Source organism: Immundisolibacter sp., from assembly GCF_041625615.1.
Lineage (GTDB): Bacteria > Pseudomonadota > Gammaproteobacteria > Immundisolibacterales > Immundisolibacteraceae > Immundisolibacter.
In genome coordinates this window covers 1-21293 of sequence record NZ_JBFJTF010000030.1, presented here as the reverse complement: position 1 = coordinate 21293, position 21293 = coordinate 1, and the positions used below count along the sequence as shown (strand labels likewise).

The following is a 21293-nucleotide window of genomic DNA, read 5'->3' as shown; positions in this document are numbered from 1 at the left end:
GCCACGCGGGTGATCGGACAGCGCCTGATGAACCTGGGCGAACGGCTGATCGAACGCCTGCCGCTGGTGCAGACCGTCTACGGCGGTACCAAGAAAATGCTGTCCGCCCTGAGCGAGCCGCCGACCGGCGTGCGGCGGGTGGTGCTGATCGACTTCCCGGCCGCGCACATGCGCACGGTCGGGCTGGTCACGCGTACCCTGCGCGACCGCGCCACCGGGCAGGAGCTGGCGGCGGTGTACGTGCCGACCACCCCCAACCCGACTTCCGGCTACCTGGAGATCGTGCCGCTGGAGCGCCTGATCAGCACCAACTGGACCATGGACGAAGCCATGGCCTTCATCATTTCCGGCGGCACCATGGCGCCCGACCACGTGCCGTTCAGCGGCAAGCCCCTGCCCGAGGGGGAGCCGGCGCCGCAGCGGTAGGCGCGCCGGGCGCACGGCGCGTGGCGTAGCCGGTGCGGCAGTGGCCCGCTGAGCGGCTTCAGGCGCCGCCCAGGCGCGCCCGGTCGTGTGGCGCCTCGAAATCGATGTCCGGCCCCTTGGGCACGATGCCGGTCGGGTTCACCCGCGCGATGCCGTAATAACCGCGCTTGATGTGGTCGATGTCCAGCGTGCCGGCGATGCCCGGATGCTGGTACAGCTCGCGCGTGTAGGCCCACAGGTTCGGGTATTCGTGCAGCATGCGGGCGTTGCACTTGAAGTTGCCGTGGTAGGCCAGGTCGAAGCGCAGCAGGGTGGGGAACAGCCGCCAGTCGGCCTCGGTCAGGCGGTCGCCGACCAGGTAGCGCTGGCGGGCCAGACGCGCCTCCAGGAAGTCCAGCGTCTCGAACAGCGCGTCGAAGGCGTCCTCGTAGGCGTGCTGCGAGGTGGCAAAGCCGCAGCGGTACACGCCGTTGTTCACGCACCGGTAGATGCGTTCGTTCAGCGCGTCGATTTCCGCCCGCAGCGGTTCCGGGTAGAGGTCCAGATCGTTGGCGCCGCAGCCGTCGAAGGCCGTATTGAACATGCGGATGATCTCGGACGACTCGTTGCTGACCACGGTGCGCCGCTGTTTGTCCCACAGCACCGGCACGGTCACGCGGCCGGTGAAGTGCGGGTCGGCCGCGGTGTAGACCTGGTGCAGGTACTGCGCGCCCAGGATGGGTTCGCCGCTGGCCCCCTCGGCGGTGTCGAAGTGCCAGCCCTGCGGGCCCATCGCCCGCGCCGTGATCGATACGCCGATCAGCCCTTCAAGCCCCTTGAGCGAGCGCCAGATGAGCGTGCGATGTGCCCACGGGCACACGTAGGCGACGCACAGGTGATAGCGGCCGGGCTCGGCCTTGAAGCCGCTGGCGCCGTCGGCGGTGATCCAGTGACGAAACTGCGATGGCGGCCGCTCGAAGCGTCCGCCGGGTGTGTCGGCGTCGGGTGGCTCGTCCTGCCATACGCCATTGACCAGCATGCCCATCGTGCATCCTCCTTCGCGTCGCGACGCAGTCACTGTACCCACGCCGGGCACGGTCGGTCACGCCGCGGCGTGGGCCCCGCATCGGCGCCTGCTTCGCGTACCCTGCGCAGCCATGTTTCACGTCCACCACAGCAACCGTCTCGAGTGCCTGGCCGATCGCCTGTGCGGGGTGATCGGCCAGCCGGTCGGCCCGCCGCTGGCGCCGGAGACCATCGTGGTGCCCAACGCCGGCATGGCGCGCTGGCTGTCGCTGGCGGTGGCGCAGCGCCTGGGCGTGGCCGCCAACCTGGACTGCGTGTTTCCGGCCAGCTTCGTGTGGCGGGTGTTGCGGGCGGTCGATCCGCAGCTGCCGGCCAGTCCACCGGCCGAGCAGGGGCCGCTGGTGTTCGGTCTGCTGGCGGCGTTCGCCGACGTCGCGCCGCCGTCGCCGCTGGCCCGCTACCTGGGCGGTGACGACGGCAGTCGCGCCTGGCAGCTGGCCCGCCGCCTGGCGGACTGCTACCAGCGTTACCAGCTGTTCCGGCCGGACTGGCTGGCCGACTGGGAGGCCGGCCGGGACGCCGGCTGGGATGCCCGGCTGTGGCGGCAGCTGGCGGCCGGGCGCCCGCACCAGGGTCGCCTGCTGCTGGATCTGCTGCATCGTGCCCGTGGTGGCGCCCTGCCCGGGGATGGCCTGCCGGCGCGGCTGTCGGTGTTCGGGCTGTCGGCGCTGGCGCCGGCCTACCTCGCGCTGCTGCGGGCGCTGGCGATGTCCCTGCCGGTGCATGTGTATTTCCCCGACCCGTGCGCCGCCTACTGGCACGAACTGACCAGCCCGCGCGTGCAGGCGCGCCGCCGGCGGCGCTGGGCGCAGCGGGGCGCGGTGGAGCCGGACGATGCCGGTGGCCACCCGCTGCTGGCGGCCTGGGGGCAGTCCGGGCGGGCATTCGCCGCCCAGTTGCTGGACTGCGAGGCGCTCGAGAGCGAGGACTATCAGGATCCCGGCGACGGCAGCCTGCTGCGGCGCCTGCAACGCGACATCCTGTACCTGGAGCCGCCCCGGACGATGCCGGTGCCGGCGGATGACCGCTCGCTCGAGGTGCACGTCTGTCACAGCCCGCTGCGCGAGGTGCAGGTGCTGCACGACCGCCTGCTGGGCCTGTTCGCGGCCGATCCGGACCTCACGCCGCGCGACTGTGTGGTGATGGCGCCGGACATCGAGCGCTATGCGCCACATATCGCCGCCGTGTTCGGTGCCGCGCCGGCCGAGCGGCGCATTCCGTACGCCGTGGCCGATCGCACGCCGCGCGCCGAACAGGCCCTGGTGGCGGCATTCCTGGACCTGCTGGCGCTGCCCGACAGCCGCCTGCCGGCGTCGCAGGTGCTCTCGCTGCTGGAGCTGCCCGCGCTCGGCCGGGCGTTCGGCATCGCGCCGGACCAGCTGCCGCGCCTGCGCGATCTGGTGCGCGACAGCGGCGCGCGCTTTGCGTACGACGCCGCCGCCCGCGCGGCGCTGGACCTGCCGGCCACCGATGAGCACACCTGGCGCGCCGGGCTCGACCGGCTGCTGCTGGGGCACGCCACCGCGGCCGGACTGGACGCGCTGCTGCCGTTGCCGGTCACCGACAGCGCGCTGACCGTGGCGGTGGGTGGGCTGGCCGAGCTGCTGCGTCGCCTGCACGGGCTGCAACAGGCGCTGGCCGGGCCGCACCCACCGGCGCAGTGGACGCGCGGCCTGCTGGAGGCGCTGACGCTGTTCGAGGCCGGTGACGAGGACGAGGCCGCCACGCTCACCCTGCTGCGCGAGGCCGCGCTGTGCCTGCAGGACGACGCGCACACCGGCGACTGTCACGTGCCGCTGACGCGCGCGGTGGTGAAGGCGTACCTGGCCGAGCGGCTCGATCAGGCCGGTCCGGCCCGCGCCTACATCACCGGTGCGCTCACCTGCTGCCGGCTGTCGCCTATGCGGGCCATTCCGTTTCGCGTGGTGTGCGTGCTGGGGCTGGGCGACGGCGAGTTTCCGCGCCGCGGCCGGCCGGCCGAGTTCGACCGCCTGGCCGGCGACTACCGTCCCGGCGACCGCGTGCCGCGCGAGGAAGACCGTTACCTGATGCTCGAAGCCGTGCTGGCGGCACGCGACTACCTGCACCTGAGTTACGTCGGCCGGCGCCAGAGCGACAACGCGCCGCTGCCGCCGTCGGCGCTGCTCGGCGAGCTGCTGGATGTGCTCACGCAGATGACCGGCGATGCCGGCGGCCTGCGGGTGGAACACCCGCTGCAGCCGTTCAGCGATCGCTACGGCCACGCCCCGCGCCTGATCACCTACGCCGGCGAGTGGTTCCGGCCGGCGCCGCCGGCCGGGCCGTTCGTCACCACCCCGCTGGCGCCGGTCGGGCGCGACGACTGGACGCTCGAAGACCTGCTGGCGTTCGTGCGCTCGCCGGCGCGCTGGTTCCTGCGCGGGCGCCTTGGGGTGCGCCTGTACGCGCCGCAGGAGGCGCCGGCGGATGACGAGCCGTTCTATCTGGATGGCCTCGATGGCTACGCCGTCGGCCAGCGGCTGGTGGCGGCGCACCTGGCCGGCAGCGCGCCGGATCAGGCCTACCGCGAGCTGCGCAGCCTGGGCGCGTTGCCGGCCGCCGCCGCCGGTCGGCAGATGTTCGAGCGTGCCTGGGCCGACGCCGCCGCGCTGGCCGCGCGCGCGGCGCCGCTGCTGGCGCAGCCGCTGGCCGACCGGCTGTTGCAGATCGACATCGACGGCGCGCCGCTCGGCGGCCGCCTGCGCGGTGTCACCGCCGCTGGCCTGGTGGAGTTCCAGTACACCCGGCGCCTGCGCGGGCACCGCCTGCTGGCGCTGTGGGTGCGGCACCTGGCACTGAACGCGTCCGGCGGGCCGACCGACAGTTACCTGCTGACGCGCGGGCAGACCGTGCGCCTGGCGCCGCCGCCGGACGCCCTGGCGCAGCTCGCCGATCTGCTGGCGCTGGCGCGTCAGGGCCTGTGCGAGCCGCTGCCGCTGCTGCCGGAAAGCGCGCTGGCCTACGTGAGCGCCAAGACGCCGGAGGCCGGCCTCAACGCCGCCCGGCGCGCCTGGGAGGGCAACGCCTACCAGCACAGCCCGGGCGAGCGGGAAGAGGCGGACATGCAGGTGGCCTTTCGCGGGCGCGCGCCGCTGGCCGAGCCGGCCTTCGTGGACCTTGCCCGGCGCGTGTTCGAACCGCTGCTGGCCGTGCGGGAGGACCTGTGAGCAACCGGCTGGACCCACTGACCCTGCCGCTGGCCGGCCGGCACCTGATCGAGGCCAGTGCGGGCACCGGCAAGACCTGGACCATCGCCGCGCTGTACCTGCGCCAGCTGCTGGAGAACCGCCGCGAGCCGGGGCAGTTGCTGGTGGTGACCTTCACCGAGGCGGCCGCCGCCGAGCTGCGCGAGCGCATCGCCGCCCGCCTGCACGAGGCGCGCGACGCGCTGGCCGGTGGCGCGGCGGACGAATTCCTGACCGCGCTGCTCGCGCGCCTGGCGGACCGCAGCGCCGCCGCCGTGCATCTGGACGACGCGCTGCTGCGCCTGGACGAGCTGGCCGTGTACACCATTCACGGGTTCTGCGGCCGGGTGCTGGCGGACCACGCGTTCAGCGCCGCCAGCCGCTTCGAGGCGGACATCGAAACCGACACGGCGCCGCTGACGGCCCAGATCCTGGGCGACTTCTGGCGCCGCTGCTGCGCCGACGCCGACGCCCAGACGCTGCCGGCGCTGTACGCGCTGTGGCCGCGCGGGCCGGTCGATCTGGCAGCGGCACTGAAGCCCCTGGACGGCAAGCCGCACCTGCGCCTGCTGCCGCGGCCGGGGGACGTCGATCCGGCCGCCGCCCAGGCGGCGCTGGCCGGGCAGCTGCGTGCCCTGGCGGCGGCCTGGCCGGGCGGGCGCGAGGCGGCGCTGACGCAGTTGCTGGAATTCAAGGGGCTCAGCCGCACCGCCGACAACGGCTACAAGCCGGACGACCTGCAGGCGCTGTTCGCCGCCATCGATGCCTGGGCCGCTGATCCGCGCGGTCTGCCGCCGGCGGGCCACGAGCGCCTGGCCCAGGGCGTGCTGGCCACGGCCCTGACGGCGGGCGCCCGGAAAAACGCCGTCGCGCCACCCGAGCACCCGCTGTTCACCGCCATCGAGGCCGTGCAGGCGGCGGCCGGCGCGTTCGGGCACGCCGTGCGCGTGCGCACGGTGCACGATGCGCTGGCCTACCTGGCAAGCCAGCGCGCGGCGCGCCTGGCGGCCGCCGGGCGGCGCGGCTTCGACAGCCTGCTGCGCGAGCTGGACGCCGCGCTGACGGGCCCGGGCGGCGCCGCGCTGGCCGGCGCGCTGGCGCAGCGCTACCCGGTGTTGATGATCGACGAGTTCCAGGACACCGACCCGCTGCAGTACCGGCTGTTCGAGCGCCTGCTGCGCGCCGCCGGCGACGGTTTCGGCATGTACCTGATCGGCGACCCCAAGCAGGCCATCTACCAGTTCCGTGGCGCGGACGTGTTCGCCTATCTCGCTGCCCGGGCCGACGTGCCCCCGGACCGGCGGCACACGCTGGGTGTCAACCAGCGCTCCACGCAGCGTCTGGTGGATGTGGTCAACGCCGTGTTCGGCCGCCATCCGCGCCCGTTCGTCCTGCACGGCGAGGGGCAGGTGATCGACTTCGAGCCGGTGGACGCCGCCGGCCGCTGCGAGCGAACGCCGCTGCTTCTGGACGGCGTGCCGCCGCCGGCCTGTGAGCTGTGGTGGCTCGACGGCGAGACGTCCGGCAAGCCGCTCAGCAAGGAAGCCGCCGGCGAACGGGCCCTGGCCGCGCTGGCGGCGCGGGTGGCGCAGCTGCTGGCACTCGGCGCTGCCGGCCGGGCGTGCATCGGCGACCTGCCGCTGGCCGGGCAGCACATCGGCATCCTGGTGCGGACCAACCGCCAGGCCGGTCAGGTGCAGGCGGCCTTGCGTGCGGTGGGTGTCGACAGCGTGTGCCTGCGCGAGGACAGCGTGTTCGACAGCACCGAGGCGCAGGCCCTGGAACGCATCCTGCAGGCCGCGCTCGATCCGGCCGATGCCACGGCGCTGCGTGCCGCGCTTGCCACGCCGCTGCTCGGCGCCAGCGCCGCCGACATCGCCGCGCTGGACAGCGACGAGGCGGCCTTCGAACGCCAGGTGGCGCTGTTCCAGTCCGCCCAGCGGCGCTGGCAGGCGGCCGGCCCGCTGCCCATGCTGCTGGGCCTGATGCAGGAGGCGGGAGTGATCGGCCGCCTGCACGCCGGTGCCGACGGCGCGCGCAGCCTGACCAACCTCCTGCACCTGGGTGAGCTGTTGCAGGCGCAGGCCGGCAGCCGGCCGGGACTGGATGCCCAGCTGCGGTACCTGCGCGACGTCATGGCCGGCGCCGTCACGGCCGGTGACGCGCAGCAGCTGCGCCTGGAAAGCGACGCCAACCTGGTGCAGATCGTCACCGTGCACAAGTCCAAGGGCCTGGAGTGGGAGATCGTGTTCCTGCCGTTCGCCTGGGACCAGAAAACGCCCAATGCCGGTCCGCCGTTCACCTTTCACGACCCGGGCGACCTCACCCTGGTGGCCGACCTCGATCCTGCCAGCGCGCACGCGGCCCAGGCCGCCCAGGAGGCGCTGGCCGAGCAGGTGCGCCTGCTGTACGTGGCCCTGACCCGGGCGCGCCAGCATTGCGCGTTGCCGTTCGGCCGGGTCAACCAGGCCGATCAGGGTGCGCTCGGCTGGCTGCTGTACGGCGAGGGTGGCTTCGCCGGGCTGGACGAGGACGCCGCCCGCGCGCCGTGGCAGGCGCTGGCCGAGGCCAGCGGCGGCGCGCTGGTGATGTGCCCGCCGCCGGTCGGGACAAACGCGCTGTCCGTGCCGGCGCGCCCGCAGGGCCGGGCACGGGTGTTCGACGGTCGCATCGACCGCCGCTGGCGCGTGACCAGCTACTCGGCGCTCGCCGCCGGTGCCGGTTCCGACCGGCCGGATCACGACGCCGTGGACCAGCCGCCGGTCGTCGCCGAGGCGCCGGTGCCACCGCCGCCGGGGGCGGCGGCGTCCGTGGCGCGGTTTCCGCGCGGCGCGGCGGCCGGGACGGCCCTGCACAGCCTGTTCGAGCGGCTCGATTTCCCGGCTGCCCACGGCCCGGTGCTGGCCGATGCCGTGGCGCAGACCCTGCAGCGCGCCGGCTACCCGTCGCACTGGCACGGCACGCTCGAGCGGCTGGTGGGCAATGTGCTGGACACACCGCTCGACGGTCAGGCGCTGTGCCTGCGCAACATAGCGCGCGCGCAGCGGCGCGACGAGCTGGAGTTCTACTTCCCCCTGGCGCACATCGAGCCGGCCACGCTGAACCGGCTGGTGAGTGATGGCACCACGCCGGCGCTGCGCTTCGAGCCGGTGCAGGGGGTGCTCAAGGGATACATCGACCTGGTGTTCGAGTACCAGGGCCGCTTCTACCTGGCCGACTACAAGTCCAACTGGCTCGGCCACGGCCCGGCCGACTACGCCCGCCCGGCGCTGTGGGCGGCCATCGCCGAACACCGCTACGACCTGCAGTACCTGGTCTATACCGTGGCGCTGCACCGCTACCTGCGCCAGCGTCTGCCGGACTACGACTACGCGCGCCACTTCGGCGGCGTGTACTACCTGTTCCTGCGCGGCATGGCGCCCGGCCACGGCACCGCCGGCGTCTGGTACGACTGCCCGGCGCCGGAGCGGGTGGCGGCGCTGGAAGCCGCCCTGTGCGGGGAGGGCTGACGTGGACGCCCGTCTGCTGGCCCTGCTGCAAGCCCGCGCCCTGCGCCCACTGGACGCGCACTTCGCCGACCTGTTGCTGCGCCATGCCGCCGTGCCGTCGCCGGAGCTGGCGCTGGCGGCGGCGCTGGTCAGCCAGCATGCCGGTGACGGCCACGTGTGCCTGCCGCTGGCGCGCCATGCCGGCGCGCCGGTGTTCGACGCGTTGCCCGGGCTGCGCTGGCTGGCGCCGCAGCGGGAGGACTGGTGCCAGGCACTGACCGCCAGCGGTGTGGTCGGGCCGCCCGGCAGTGACCGGCCGTTGATCCTGGATGCCGCCGGACGCCTGTACCTGCGGCGCCTGTGGTGCGATGAGGACGCCGTGGCCCGGGACCTGATCGCCCGCGCCGCGCCGCGTGCCGATGTCGACCCCGCCGCCCTGCGCGGGCCGTTGCGCGCGCTGTTCGCCGGCGACGACGCCGGCAGCGTGGGCCAGCGGCGTGCCGCCGCCGTCGCCGCGCTGCACGGTGTCGGCATCCTCAGCGGCGGGCCGGGCACCGGCAAGACGCACACCGTGGGCAAGCTGCTGGTCCTGCTGCAGCAACTCAGCGCGCGCCCGCTGCGCCTGGCGCTGGCGGCGCCCACCGGCAAGGCCGCCCAGCGTCTGGCCGAGAGCCTGCGCAAGGCCGCCACGGACCTGCAGGACGCCGTGCCGGTGCCGGACAGCGTGCCGACCCTGCACCGCCTGCTCGGCATCGGCGCCGATGGCCGGCCCCGGCACGACGCCGACCACCCGCTGGCCTGCGACCTGCTGTTGGTCGACGAGGCCTCGATGGTCGACCTGCCGCTGCTGGCGCAGACCCTGCGCGCGCTGCCGGCGCCGGCGCGGCTGGTCCTGCTGGGCGACGCCAACCAGCTGGCGTCGGTGGAAGCCGGCGCCGTGCTGGGCGAGCTGTGTGCCGGCGCGGGTGCCTACCGCGCCGACGCGGCGGCGCGCCTTGCCACCGCCACCGGCGATGCACCGCCCGTGGCGGGTGAGGGTGTTTCCACCGGCGGGCTGGCGCATGCCGTGGCCGTGCTGGAACACAGCTACCGCTTCGACGGCGGCGGGGCCATCGGTCGCCTGGCGGCGGCCGTGCGCACCGGTAAGGTGCCGGACGCCCTGGCGGAGCTTGCCGGGGGGGCGGAGGTGCGCTTCGAGCCGGTGGCCGACGCCGCGCAGCTTGCCGCGCGCCTCGCCGGCGTGGTGGAGGTGCACCTCGCGCCGCGCTTCGAGGTCACCGATCCCGCCGCCGCGCTGGCGGCCCTGGGCGAGTTTCAGGTGCTCACCGCCCTGCGTGAGGGGCCCTTTGGTGTCAGTGGCGTCAACGCCACGCTCGAGCGTCTGCTGCGCCGGTGCGGCTGCATCCGCGGCCAGGCCGCGCACTATCCCGGCCGGCCGCTGCTGGTCGGCAGGAACGACTATGGCCTTGGCCTGTTCAACGGCGATCTGGGCCTGCTGCTGGCGCAGCCGGATGGTGCCCTGCGTGCCTGGTTCGCCGGTGCGGACGGCACCCCCCGTCCGCTGGCCCCCAGCCGCCTGCCGGCGCACGACGCGGCCTACGCCGTGACCGTGCACAAGAGCCAGGGCAGCGAGTTCCGGCGCGTGCTGCTGATCCTGCCGCCGCAGCCGAACCCGCTGCTGACGCGGGAACTCATCTACACCGCCGTCACCCGTGCCCGCGCGGGCGTCACCGTGTGGGGCAGCGAGGCAACCCTGGCAGCGGCCATCGGCCGGCGCGTGGTGCGCGACTCGGGGCTGGCGGATCGGCTGCGGGCCGGGTCAGGACACGGGCCGTGACGATGGCGGTGGCCGGGAACGTGCCGTGCGCCGTCACGGCACGGGGCAGGCGTCCATGCCCGCCAGGGCGGCCGGGTTCCAGCGCGTAACCGCCCATTGCAGCAGCGTGTCGGGCGGCGCGCCGTGCAGCTCGGCGGGCGGTGACAGGCGCAGGATGGTGAGCACGCGGCGCAGGTTGTCGGAGGCGTGCGCGGGGTCCAGCGCCCGGGCGCCGGTCTGCTTGCCAAGCTTGGCGCCGTGGGCGTCGACCAGCAGGGGCAGGTGGGCATAGTCGGGCCGCGGCAGGTCGAGGCATTGCTGCAGGTAGATCTGGCGTGCGGTGGAGGTGAGCAGGTCGATGCCGCGCACGACCTGCGTCACGCCCTGGAAGGCGTCGTCGACCACCACGGCGAGCTGGTAGGCGATGAGCCCGTCGGCGCGCTGGACCACGAAGTCGCCGACCGCCGTTGCCGGGTGCTGTGTCTGCGCGCCCTGTATGGCATCGCGAAAGTCGATGCGCCCGTCGGCCACGCGCAGGCGCCAGGCGCGGGCGCTGCGTCCGGGCGGCAGGCCGGCGCGGCAGGTGCCCGGATACACCGGGCCGTCCACGCCGGCGCGGGCCACGGCGGCCAGCTCGCGCCGCGTGCAGGCGCACGGATAGACGAGACCGACGCGCCGCAGGTGTTCCAGGGCGGCGTGGTAGGCGTCCGCGCGCTGGCTTTGCCACAGCACCTCGCCGTCCCAGCGCAGGCCGTGCGCTTCCAGGCTGTGCAGGATGGCGTCGGCGGCGCCGGCAACCACGCGTGGCGGGTCGATGTCCTCGACGCGCACCAGCCAGCGGCCGCCGGCGGCGCGGGCGGCCAGAAAGCTGCCGACGGCGGCCAGCAGTGATCCAAGGTGCAGGGGGCCGGTGGGGGAGGGCGCGAAACGGCCGCAGGGCTGGTGCATGGCTGCCGGTAGGAGCAGAGGGGTGGGGGCTTTCGTGTACCTTATGCGCCCCGGCGCGTGCCAGGCGCCGTTTGCCAAGAATCAGGGAGCAGGGGCATGAAACTCATCACGGCGGTCATCAAGCCGCACAAGCTGGACGACGTGCGCGACGCGCTGGGCACCATCGGCATTACCGGCATGACGGTGGCCGAGGTGCGCGGTTTCGGTCGCCAGAAAGGGCATACCGAAATCTACCGTGGCGCCGAGTACGTGGTCGATTTTATTGCCAAGATGCGGATCGAGGTGGCGGTGCAGGATGACGACGCCGAGCGCGTGGTCGAGGCCATCGCCGGTGCCGCCAACAGCGGCAAGATCGGCGACGGCAAGATCTTTGTCACCTCGCTCGAGCAGGTGATCCGCATTCGCACTGGCGAGACCGGTCCGGACGCGCTCTGAGCGCAGCCGCGCGCTCAGCTACCCGCTGTTGAGGGGCATCGACGCGCTGACCGGCCTGCGCGTGGACGCCGACACGGAGACCACCGGCCTCGACATCAGCGAGCACGAGGAACGCGGTCACGACCTGCAACCGCTGCGGCCCGCCGTTCGCGCGTTGACAGCGTCGACGGCGGGCCAGAACAATTGCCGGCTTGGCGCGGGAAGTCCGGTGGCCCGCGCGGACCCCTTTATCTACATGTGGAGATCGTGACATGCGCGTATGCATCCTGGGGGCCGGTGGCCTCGGCTCGGTGATCGGCGGCTACCTGGCGGAGACCGGTGTCGACACCACCCTGATCGCCCGCCCGGCGCATGCCGACGCCGTCAACCGCGACGGTCTGCGCATCGAGGGCGTGCGCGGCGAGCACCACGTTCGCGACAACCTGAGCGCGGTCAGCAACCCGGCCGATGCGAAGGGCGAGTTCGACTACATGATCCTGGCGACCAAGGCCAAGGACAGCGAGACGGCGCTGGCCTCCGCCGATTGCCTGAAGGACCGCCTCAAGACGGTCTGCTCGGTGCAGAACAACATCGTCAAGGAAGGCATCCTGGCCGAGTGGATCGGCGATCCGGCCAAGGTGATGGGGGCCTCGGCCATCGAGGGCGGTACCCTGGAAGCCCCGGGCTTCGTCAAGAACCACGTGACGGTGCCGACCACGGCCTATTTCGGCGAGCTCGACGGCACCGTCAGCCCGCGGGCGCAGGCGCTGGCCGACGCCTTCAACAAGGCCGGCCTGGGTGCCAAGGCGGTGGACTGCATCCAGCAGGTGCTGTGGGAAAAGCTGGCGCAGATCTGCAACGCGTCGGCCTGGTCCGTGAGCACGCTGGCCGGCAACGACGATCTGACCTTCGTGGACGGCATGACGCTGCGCGAGGGCGCCGAGCACTACGTGGCCATCTCCCGCGAGCTGCTGGCCGTGTACAGCGCGCTGGGCTACGAGCCACAGAACTTCTACGCGCCGCTGTCGCGCCTGAAGGACGTGTACGAGTGCAAGACCGACGACGAGGCCGTGCAGCTGCTGCTGGGCTTCGGCGAGCGGATGAAGGCACAGGGCTACGCCGGGCGCACGTCCATGCACGACGACGTGGTGCGCGGCAAGAAGACCGAGGTCGACTACATCGTGAAGCCGTTCGTGGACAAGGGGCGCGAGCTGGGCATTCCGGTGCCGACGGTGACGGCGGCCTACCGCATCATCAAGGTGCTGGACCACTACCTGGACTGAGCAAGGCATGAGCAGCAAAAAACGCGTCCTGGTGGCGGAAACCCTGGAGCAGGCCGGTGTCGACCTGCTGCGTGACCATTTCGATGTGGACGTGCGCGAGCGCACGGACGAGCAGACACTGGCCCAGATCGTCGGCGACTACGACGCGCTGATGATCAAGACCTACACGCGGGTGTCCCGGCAGGTCATCGACAACGCCGCGAAGCTGAAGATCGTGGCCCGTGCCGGCAGCGGTCTGGACAAGGTGGACCTCGCCTACGCCAAGGAGAAGGGCCTTACGGTGCGCAACACGCCCCAGGCCAACGTGGTGTCGGTGGCCGAGCTGGTGTTCGGCCTGATGCTGGCGGTGTCGCGCAAGCTGGCCGCCGCCGACCGTTACGTGCGCTCGGGTGAAGGCTGGGACCGCGACCGTTTCACCGGCGTGGAACTGGCCGGCAAGACGCTGGGCATCGTCGGCTTCGGCAACATCGGCAAGCTGGTGGCCAAGCGCGCGCTGGCGTTCGACATGCAGGTGGTCGGTTACGACCCGTTCGTGGATGCGGCCGGCATGGCCGAGCACGGTGTGCGCAAGGTGGAGACGGTCGATGACGTCATCGATGCCGCCGACTACATCACCGTGCACGTGCCGCTGCTGGATTCGACCCGTGGCCTGTTCAGCACGGCGCAGTTCGCGCGCATGAAGCGCAATGCCATCTTCATCAACACCGCGCGTGGCGAGGTGGTGGACGAGCCGGCACTGATCGCAGCGCTCAAGGCCGGCGAGATCGCCGGCGCCGGGCTCGACGTCTACGAGGCCGAGCCGCCGAATCATCCCGAGCTGCTGACGCTGGACAACGTGGTGTTGTGCCCGCACATCGGCGCCGCCACGCGCGAGGCGCTGAACCGCATGACGGTGCAGGCGGCCGAGATGATCATCGAAGCGCTCAAGGGCTGACCGGTGCTCGACCCGCAGCGGCTGCGCCGCGAACCGGACCAGATCGCGGCCGCACTGGCCACGCGCGGCTTCACGCTGGACCAGGCGCGCCTGGCCGAACTGGAGGCGCGCCGCAAGGCGGTGCAGACCGAAACCGAGCAGCTGCAGGCCGAGCGCAACCGTGTGTCCAAGGCGGTCGGCGAGGCCAAGCGCCGCGGTGAGGATGCCGCGCCGCTGCTGGCGCAGGTGGCCGGTGTCGGCGAGCGCCTGTCGCAGCTGGAGGCCGATCTGAAGGCCGTGCAGGAGGCACTCGACGCCTACTGCCTGGAAATCCCCAACCTCCCGCACGAATCGGTGCCGGTCGGCCGCAGCGAGGACGACAACGTCGAGCTGCGGCGTTGGGGGCAGCCGCCGGCGTTCGATTTCGAGCCGCGCGATCATGTCGATCTTGGCGAGGCGCTCGGCGGACTGGATTTCGAGACCGCCAGCAAGATCGCCGGCGCCCGCTTCAGTCTGTTGCGCGGGCCACTGGCCGCGCTGCAGCGGGCGTTGACGCAGTTCATGCTGGACCTGCACACCCGCCAGCACGGCTACACCGAGGTGTATGTACCGTTTCTGGCCAATGCCGACAGCCTGCTGGGCACCGGCCAGCTGCCGAAGTTCGAGGACGACCAGTTCGTCACCCGTGACGGGTATTACCTGATTCCCACCGCCGAGGTGCCGGTCACCAACATCGCGCGCGACAGCATCGTCGACGCCGGCGAGCTGCCGCTGCAGCTGGTGGCGCACACGCCGTGCTTCCGGCGCGAGGCCGGCAGCTACGGCAAGGACACGCGCGGCATGATCCGCCAGCACCAGTTCGAGAAGGTCGAGCTGGTGCGCCTGGTGCCGCCGGAGACGTCCTGGCAGGCGCATGAGGAACTCACCGCCGATGCAGAGGCGGTCTTGCAGCAGCTCGGCCTGCCGTACCGGGTGATGGCGCTGTGCACCGGCGACATGGGCTTTTCCGCGGCCAAGACCTACGACCTCGAAGTCTGGCTGCCGGGGCAGGGCAAGTACCGGGAAATCTCCTCGTGCTCGAACTTCGGTGACTTTCAGGCCCGGCGCCTGAAGGCGCGCTGGCGCAATCCGGCCACCGGCAAGCCGGAACTGCTGCACACGCTGAACGGGTCCGGCCTGGCCGTGGGCCGCACGCTGGTGGCGGTGCTGGAGAACTACCAGCAGGCCGACGGCTCGGTCACGGTGCCGGACGTGCTGCGCCCGTACCTGAACGGCCTGGAGCGCATCTCGGCCTGAGTCGGCATCGCGCGCGCGCAGTACACTTCAAGGGTGTGTCGAGGCAGCGGCGCGGACCAAGACACGGCGCCGAGCAGACGGCGCTTTGCTATACACTTTCGCGCCATTTTTCTTCGCGCCATTTTTCGCCGGAGCGTGTTTCGCGTGACCGTTCTACGTGCCCACAAGCGTTTTGGGTCTGGCGCCGTTCTGGCGGCGCTCGCTGCGATGGCTTTCGGCGCCCGGGCCGAGACCTTGCCGTTGCCACCGGCGGAAGTCGACCTGGTCGGCCAGGTGCGCGTGGTGGACGCGCGCCACGAGGACACGCTGCTCGACATCGCGCGCCGTGGCGGGCTTGGCTACAACGAAATCAAGATGGCCAACCGGGGTGTCGATCCGTGGATGCCCGGTGAGGGCACACGGGTGACGTTGCCGACGCAGCACATCCTGCCGAAGACGCGCCGGGAAGGCATCGTCATCAACCTGCCGGAAATGCGGATGTACTACTTTCCGCCGTCCAAGGGTGAGTTCAGGCAGGTGGTGACCTACCCGCTGAGTATCGGCCGCTACGACTGGCGCAGCCCGCTGGGCATCACCAAGATCACGCAAAAGCTGCCCAATCCCAGCTGGACGCCGCCGGAGTCAATCCGCATCGAGCACGCCGAGCGGGGCGACATCCTGCCGCGGGTGGTGCCGGCGGGGCCGGACAACCCGCTCGGTCAGTACGCGCTTCGTCTGAGTCTCCCCAGCTACCTGATTCACGGCACCAACCGGCCGTACGGCATCGGCATGCGGGTGACGCACGGGTGTCTGCGGCTGTACCCGGAACACATCGAGGCCCTGTTCGGTCAGGTCACGTTGGGCACGCAGGTGATGTTTGTCAGCCAGCCGTTCAAGATCGGCCAGGCGTTCGGTGTCACGTACCTTGAGGCGCACCCGCCGTTGAAGGAGGAGCAGGGACGCAAGCAGGGCGCGCTGGGAGAGATTTCCAGGCTGCTCGCCGACCGGGGTGTGTCCACCGCCGACGTCGATTGGGTGACGGTGCGACGCGAGCTGCAGAAGCCCAGTGGCATGCCGGTGCCGATCACTTACATCAACGGCGCGCGATTGATGGACGCGCGCGACGAGACCGCTTCGGAGCCCGGTGAAGACACCCACCGTCGGGTGGCGCAACGCTAAGGGGTGTGGCGCCACGGTCGGGGCTTTTGCCTCGACACACACAAAGAAGGCGGGGCCGGCATGTGCTGGCCCCGCCTTTTTATTTGGCTCTACAAGGCGATGCTTACTTCAGCATCGACTTCTTGAACATGCGGTCGATCTTCTCGTTGGTGTCGACGCAGCACTGCTGGGCAGCCTTGGCGGCGGCCAGCGCTTCGTTGGCGGTGGCGCCGGCGGCGTCAGCCTTGGACGCGGCAGCGTTGGCCGTGGCCTGGGCGCTGTCGGCCGCAGACTTGGCTTGGGCAACCTGCTCGTTCACGTAACCCTTGGTCGCGCAACCGGCGGACAGGGTGGCGAACAGCGCAACCGCTGCGAGTTTTCCGATCATCAATTTGTTCTGCATAACATGCCCCTATTTGTTGGCAAGGTGAAGAAATCGCAAGAGTGCGGTAGGCCCAAAAAGCCTATAACGAACGCGCTGCGAATTATGAGGCCGACAGTCTAAAAAGCAAGCGCCCGCTGACCTTGATCAAGGCCGGCAGGAACTGCAATAGCGTTCAGTGGAATCGGGGTTCTGAGGCGGTCTGCTTCGGTGTGTTGGCCGGGTCTGGCAAAATAGATGCCACTGTCGGGTCGCGCCCGGCATTTTTCGCCCGATCGGGGGGTGTAACCTTCGCCGGCCGGGTTGGAAAATCACTTTTTGGTCCAGTTGTTCTTCCGGAGTTGTGCATGTCCGATTATCTGCGTTGGTTCGACACCCTGGGCATGCATGATGTCGAGCAGGTGGGCGGCAAGAACGCCTCCCTGGGCGAGATGATCAGCCACCTGGCGCCGCTGGGCGTCAGGGTGCCGGGCGGGTTTGCCACCACGGCGCAGGCGTATCGCGACTTTCTGGCGAAGGACGGGCTGGCTGATCGCATCAAGGCCGAGTTGGACGCGCTGGACGTCGACGACGTGACGGCGCTGCTGGCGGCAGGCGACAAGATTCGTGGCTGGATCCTTCAGCAGCCGTTCCCGGATGGCCTCGAGCAGGGCATCGTCGACGCGTACCGGCAGCTGTGCGGCGAGCATGGCGATGTGTCGGTGGCGGTTCGCTCGTCGGCCACCGCAGAGGACCTGCCGGACGCGTCCTTCGCCGGCCAGCAGGAGACGTTCCTGAACATCCGCGGGGCGGATCACGTGCTGAACGCGGTACGTCACGTGTTCGCCTCCCTGTTCAATGACCGCGCCATCGCCTACCGCGTGCACCAGGGCTTCGCCCACGAAGTGGTGGCGCTGTCGGCGGGCATCCAGCGCATGGTGCGCAGTGACATCGGCGCTGCCGGCGTGATGTTCACCCTGGATACGGAAACCGGCTTTCGCGATGCGGTGTTCGTGACCGCCTCGTACGGTCTGGGTGAGACCGTGGTGCAGGGCACGGTCAACCCGGACGAGTTCTACGTGCACAAGCCGACGCTGCGCGCCGGCCGGCCGGCGGTGATCTCGCGCCATCGCGGCAGCAAGATGGTCAAGATGATCTATACCGACAGCGTCGGGGCCGGGCGTTCGACCACCACCGTGGACGTGCCCGAGGACGACCGGCGGTGTTTTTGCCTGAGCGATGCCGAGGTCGAGGCGCTGGCGCGTCAGGCGCTGATCATCGAGGAACACTACGGGCGTCCCATGGACATCGAGTGGGGCAGGGACGGCGAGGACGGTGAGCTGTACATCCTGCAGGCGCGCCCCGAGACGGTGAAGGCGCGCGGCGACTCGCAGGTGCTGCGCCGCTATCAGTTGAAGGAGAAGTCCAAGGTGCTGGTGACCGGCCGCAGTGTCGGTCAGGGTATCGGTGTCGGCGCCGCGCGGGTGATCGACAGCCCGTCGCGGATGGGTGAGCTGCAGCCGGGCGAGGTGCTGGTCGCGGACATGACCGACCCGGACTGGGAGCCGGTGATGAAGCGCGCCGCGGCCATCGTCACCAACCGTGGCGGGCGCACCTGTCACGCCGCCATCATCGCCCGCGAACTGGGCATCCCGGCGGTGGTCGGCTGTGGTGATGCCACCGACCATCTGAGCACTGGCCAGGCGGTGACGGTGTCCTGCGCCGAGGGCGACACCGGCTTCATCTACGAGGGCGCGCTCAAGAGCGAGGTCAGCGAGGTGCGTCTGGACAGCATGCCGACGCCACCGACCAAGGTGATGATGAACATCGGCAACCCGGACCGGGCGTTCGACTTCTCGAGCCTGCCCAACGCCGGCGTCGGGCTGGCGCGCCTGGAGTTCCTGATCAACCGCGTGATCGGCGTACACCCGAAGGCGCTGATCAACTACGCCTCGCTCGGCTCCGACCTGCGCAGCACCATCGACGAAATCATCGCCGGTTATGCCGACCCGCAGAGCTTTTTCGTGGACAAGCTCACCGAAGGCGTGGCCACGCTGGGCGCGGCCTTCTGGCCGAAGCCGGTGATCGTGCGCATGTCCGACTTCAAGAGCAACGAGTACGCGAACCTGCTCGGCGGCGAGCTGTACGAGCCGCATGAGGAAAACCCCATGCTGGGTTTCCGTGGTGCCTCGCGCTACATCGCCGACAGCTTCCGCGACTGCTTTGCCCTCGAGTGCCGGGCCCTGAAGCGGGTGCGCGACGACATGGGCCTGACCAACGTCGAGATCATGATCCCGTTCGTGCGCACGCTGGACGAGGCACGGCAGGTGACCGAGTTGCTGGCTGAGCAGGGCCTGAAACGTGGCGAGAACGGCCTGCGCCTGATCATGATGTGCGAGCTGCCGTCGAACGCCGTGCTGGCGGACCAGTTCCTGGAGTACTTCGACGGCTTCTCCATCGGCTCGAACGACCTGACCCAGCTGACGCTGGGCCTGGACCGCGATTCCGGCCTGGTGGCCGGCGAGTTCGACGAACGCGACGGCGCGGTCAAGGCACTGATGCAGCTGGCCATCGAAGCCTGTCGGCGGGCCGGCAAGTATGTGGGTATCTGTGGCCAGGGGCCGTCCGATCACCCGGACCTGGCGCAGTGGCTGGTCGAGCAGGGCATCGAGAGCGTGTCCCTGAATCCGGACACGGTGGTGTCCACCTGGCTGGCGCTGTCCGGCGTCGACAGTCAGGCCGGCTGATCGGTTGATGGCAAGCTGCGCCGGCCCAGCCGGCCGCAGCTTGCGTCATGGGCCGGCGGTTTCAGGTGCCTGAAACCGCCGGCATTGCTCAGCGGCGCTCCAGGCGGCGCAGGATGGCGGCCTCCAGCGTGGCCCGGTCGGCCTTGACCGGTTTCAGGTCCGGCGCGCTGCGCAGCGCCACGTCCGGATCCTTCAGGCCGTTGCCGGTCAGCGTGCACACCAGGGTCTTGCCGGGCGGGATGCGGCCGGATTGCAGGTCGCGCAGGGCGCCGCCGATCGATGCCGCCGAGGCGGGCTCGCAGAACACGCCTTCCTGTTCGGCCAGCAGCTTCTGGGCGGCCAGGATCTCGTCGTCGCTCAGGGCGGCGAACCAGCCGCCGGATTCCTGCTGCGCGGCGATGGCCTTGTCCCAGGACTGCGGGTTGCCGATACGGATGGCGGTGGCGACGGTTTCCGGCTGCTCGACCGGGTGGCCGGCCACGAACGGCGCCGCGCCGGCGGCCTGGTAGCCCGCCATCACCGGCAGGTGGCAGCGCCCGGCGCCCTGGTACTGGGCGTAGCCCATCCAGTAGGCGCTGATGTTGCCGGCGTTGCCGACCGGCAGGCAGTGATAGTCCGGTGCCCGGCCGAGGGTGTCGACGATCTCGAAGGCGGCGGTCTTCTGTCCCTGCAGGCGGTGCGGGTTGACCGAGTTGACCAGCGTGACCGGTGCGGTCCGGGCCAGTTCCTTGACCAGCTGCATGCCGTCATCGAAGTTGCCGGCGATCTGCAGCACCTCGGCGCCGTGCATGATGGCCTGAGCCAGCTTGCCGAGCGCGATCTTGCCCTCCGGGATCAACACGAACGACACGATGCCGGCGCGCGCGGCGTAGGCCGCCGCCGAGGCCGAGGTGTTGCCGGTGGAGGCGCAGATGATGGCGCGACTGCCTTCGTGTACCGCCATGCTGACGGCGGCGGTCATGCCGCGGTCCTTGAACGAGCCGGTCGGATTCAGACCCTCGAACTTGACGTAGATGTCGGCGTCCACGCCCAGTGTGCGCGGGATGTTGCGCAGGCGGATCAGTGGCGTGTTGCCCTCGAGCAGGCTCACCGGTGTGACGCCGGCCGGCAGGTCCAGCCAGTCGCGGTAGCGGGCGATCAGGCCCTCGTAGGCGCTCATGTCAGTGCTCCAGGTGATCGAGGTGCAGGCTGACCACGCTGCCGTCGATGCTGGGCAGGGCCTCGATGCGGGCGATGGCGTCGCGCAGCGCGCGCTCGCGCACCGTGTGCGTGAGCAGGATCACCGCCACGTGGCTGGCACCGGGCGCCGGCTCCTTTTGCAGGATGGCTTCGATGCTGATGCCAAGATCGCCCAGGATGCGTGTCACGTCGGCCAGCACGCCGGGCTGGTCGAGCGCGGTCAGGCGCAGGTAGAAGGCCGACTCGACGGCGTCGTCCGGCAGGACCGGCAGCGCCTGCAGGTGGTCGTGGTGGAAGGCCAGGTACGGCACCCGGTGCTCGGGATCGATGGTCAGGGCGCGGGCGATGTCCACCAGGTCGGCGACCACCGCCGACGCGGTCGGCCCGGCACCGGCGCCGGCGCCGTAGTACAGGCTCTGGCCGAGTGCGTCGCTGTCCACCAGCACGGCGTTGATGACGCCGTCCACCTGCGCCAGCAGGTGCCGCTGCGGCAGCAGGGTGGGGTGCACGCGCAGCTGCACGCCGGCCGGGCTGCGCCGGGCGATGCCGAGCAGCTTCAGCCGGTAGCCGAGCTGGCCGGCGTAGTCGACGTCGACCGCCGACAGGTTGCGGATGCCGTGCACCTGCACCTGGTCGAAGCACAGCGGCATGCCGAAGGCGATCGAGGCCAGGATGGCCAGCTTGTGGGCGGCATCGACGCCGTCGATGTCGAAGCTCGGGTCGGCTTCGGCATACCCCAGGCGCTGGGCGTCGGCCAGTGCGGTGGCGAAGTCGAGCCCGGCGTCGCGCATCTGCGTGAGGATGTAGTTGGCGGTGCCGTTGATGATGCCGGCCAGGCCGTCGATGCGGTTGCCGGCCAGACCCTCGCGCAGGGTCTTGATGATGGGAATGCCACCGGCCACGGCGGCCTCGAAGCCGACCGCCACGCCGGCGCGCCGGGCGGCGTCGAAAATCTCGTTGCCGTGGTGGGCGATCAGCGCCTTGTTGGCGGTGACCACATGCTTGCCGGCGCCGATG

The 21293-nt window shown here is 71.0% G+C and carries 16 protein-coding genes; 11 read left to right on the top strand and 5 right to left on the bottom strand.

Annotation, left to right across the window (positions count from 1 at the left end; all coding sequences use genetic code 11):
• On the top strand, positions 1-426 hold a 426-nt coding region (locus ABYX71_RS04000; protein ID WP_372695151.1), incomplete at its 5' end, for a DUF502 domain-containing protein.
• Positions 427-484: 58 nt separating this feature from the next.
• Here the strand turns inward: ABYX71_RS04000 and ABYX71_RS03995 are convergent.
• Positions 485-1450 (bottom strand): glutathione S-transferase family protein, encoded by a 966-nt coding sequence (locus tag ABYX71_RS03995; RefSeq protein WP_372695149.1) that lies wholly within the window; start codon positions 1448-1450, stop codon positions 485-487.
• A 112-nt stretch (positions 1451-1562) separates the two neighbouring features.
• Between ABYX71_RS03995 and recC the strand changes: the two genes are divergently transcribed.
• The 3 genes from recC to recD are packed head-to-tail and all read left to right on the top strand — an operon-like array spanning position 1563 to position 10019.
• Positions 1563-4676 carry an exodeoxyribonuclease V subunit gamma gene (gene recC, locus ABYX71_RS03990; RefSeq protein WP_372695147.1) on the top strand — a complete coding sequence of 1038 codons (3114 nt, stop codon included), beginning with the start codon at positions 1563-1565 and terminating at the stop codon, positions 4674-4676.
• Positions 4673-8203: an exodeoxyribonuclease V subunit beta gene (recB, locus tag ABYX71_RS03985; protein ID WP_372695145.1), complete on the top strand. Its 3531-nt coding sequence runs from the start codon at positions 4673-4675 to the stop codon at positions 8201-8203. The genes recC and recB overlap by 4 nt, the downstream gene beginning before the upstream one ends.
• A gap of 1 nt (position 8204) precedes the next feature.
• Positions 8205-10019, top strand: a complete 1815-nt coding sequence (gene recD / locus ABYX71_RS03980) for an exodeoxyribonuclease V subunit alpha (protein ID WP_372695143.1) — start codon at positions 8205-8207, stop codon at positions 10017-10019.
• A 33-nt stretch (positions 10020-10052) separates the two neighbouring features.
• Here the strand turns inward: recD and gluQRS are convergent, their stop codons facing one another.
• Positions 10053-10946, bottom strand: coding sequence for a tRNA glutamyl-Q(34) synthetase GluQRS (gluQRS, locus tag ABYX71_RS03975; protein ID WP_372695141.1), 894 nt, complete (start codon positions 10944-10946; stop codon positions 10053-10055).
• 96 nt (positions 10947-11042) lie between these two features.
• Here gluQRS and ABYX71_RS03970 point away from each other — a divergent pair, with 96 nt between their 5' ends.
• The 6 genes from ABYX71_RS03970 (at position 11043) to ABYX71_RS03945 (ending at position 16010) form a co-directional block, all read left to right on the top strand.
• Complete coding sequence (locus tag ABYX71_RS03970; protein ID WP_372695139.1) at positions 11043-11381, top strand: P-II family nitrogen regulator; 339 nt, start codon at positions 11043-11045, stop codon at positions 11379-11381.
• Between the two features lie 28 nt (positions 11382-11409).
• Positions 11410-11631 carry a hypothetical protein gene (locus ABYX71_RS03965; protein ID WP_372695137.1) on the top strand — a complete coding sequence of 74 codons (222 nt, stop codon included), beginning with the start codon at positions 11410-11412 and terminating at the stop codon, positions 11629-11631.
• A 1-nt stretch (position 11632) separates the two neighbouring features.
• Entirely contained in the window at positions 11633-12643 is a 1011-nt protein-coding gene (locus tag ABYX71_RS03960; RefSeq protein ID WP_372695135.1) for a ketopantoate reductase family protein, read from the top strand.
• 7 nt (positions 12644-12650) lie between these two features.
• Positions 12651-13577 carry a hydroxyacid dehydrogenase gene (locus tag ABYX71_RS03955; RefSeq protein ID WP_372695134.1) on the top strand — a complete coding sequence of 309 codons (927 nt, stop codon included), beginning with the start codon at positions 12651-12653 and terminating at the stop codon, positions 13575-13577.
• A 3-nt stretch (positions 13578-13580) separates the two neighbouring features.
• Positions 13581-14852 carry a serine--tRNA ligase gene (serS, locus tag ABYX71_RS03950; RefSeq protein ID WP_372695132.1) on the top strand — a complete coding sequence of 424 codons (1272 nt, stop codon included), beginning with the start codon at positions 13581-13583 and terminating at the stop codon, positions 14850-14852.
• A 207-nt stretch (positions 14853-15059) separates the two neighbouring features.
• On the top strand, positions 15060-16010 hold the full coding sequence (locus tag ABYX71_RS03945; RefSeq protein ID WP_372695131.1) for a L,D-transpeptidase family protein: 951 nt from the start codon (positions 15060-15062) through the stop codon (positions 16008-16010).
• 103 nt (positions 16011-16113) lie between these two features.
• Here the strand turns inward: ABYX71_RS03945 and ABYX71_RS03940 are convergent, their stop codons facing one another.
• Positions 16114-16377 (bottom strand): Lpp/OprI family alanine-zipper lipoprotein, encoded by a 264-nt coding sequence (locus tag ABYX71_RS03940; protein ID WP_372695130.1) that lies wholly within the window; start codon positions 16375-16377, stop codon positions 16114-16116.
• Between the two features lie 341 nt (positions 16378-16718).
• Between ABYX71_RS03940 and ppsA the strand changes: the two genes are divergently transcribed.
• Positions 16719-19097, top strand: coding sequence for a phosphoenolpyruvate synthase (gene ppsA, locus ABYX71_RS03935; protein WP_372695129.1), 2379 nt, complete (start codon positions 16719-16721; stop codon positions 19095-19097).
• A gap of 88 nt (positions 19098-19185) precedes the next feature.
• Here the strand turns inward: ppsA and thrC are convergent, their stop codons facing one another.
• The gene (gene thrC / locus ABYX71_RS03930) at positions 19186-20256 is read right to left on the bottom strand and encodes a threonine synthase (RefSeq protein ID WP_372695127.1); all 1071 of its coding nucleotides are present in this window, start codon (positions 20254-20256) and stop codon (positions 19186-19188) included.
• 1 nt (position 20257) lies between these two features.
• A partial coding sequence (locus tag ABYX71_RS03925) for a homoserine dehydrogenase (RefSeq protein WP_372695125.1) occupies positions 20258-21293 on the bottom strand: 1036 nt, incomplete at its 5' end.

Bases quoted from the DNA above. Each gene is read 5' to 3' on its own strand.
- ABYX71_RS03995 (WP_372695149.1), bottom strand. From the start codon at position 1,450: ATGGGCATGCTGGTCAATGGCGTATGGCAGGACGAGCCACCCGACGCC.
- recC (WP_372695147.1), top strand. From the start codon at position 1,563: ATGTTTCACGTCCACCACAGCAACCGTCTCGAGTGCCTGGCCGATCGC.
- gluQRS (WP_372695141.1), bottom strand. From the start codon at position 10,946: ATGCACCAGCCCTGCGGCCGTTTCGCGCCCTCCCCCACCGGCCCCCTG.
- ABYX71_RS03970 (WP_372695139.1), top strand. From the start codon at position 11,043: ATGAAACTCATCACGGCGGTCATCAAGCCGCACAAGCTGGACGACGTG.
- ABYX71_RS03960 (WP_372695135.1), top strand. From the start codon at position 11,633: ATGCGCGTATGCATCCTGGGGGCCGGTGGCCTCGGCTCGGTGATCGGC.
- ABYX71_RS03955 (WP_372695134.1), top strand. From the start codon at position 12,651: ATGAGCAGCAAAAAACGCGTCCTGGTGGCGGAAACCCTGGAGCAGGCC.
- ABYX71_RS03945 (WP_372695131.1), top strand. From the start codon at position 15,060: ATGGCTTTCGGCGCCCGGGCCGAGACCTTGCCGTTGCCACCGGCGGAA.
- ABYX71_RS03940 (WP_372695130.1), bottom strand. From the start codon at position 16,377: ATGATCGGAAAACTCGCAGCGGTTGCGCTGTTCGCCACCCTGTCCGCC.
- ppsA (WP_372695129.1), top strand. From the start codon at position 16,719: ATGTCCGATTATCTGCGTTGGTTCGACACCCTGGGCATGCATGATGTC.
- thrC (WP_372695127.1), bottom strand. From the start codon at position 20,256: ATGAGCGCCTACGAGGGCCTGATCGCCCGCTACCGCGACTGGCTGGAC.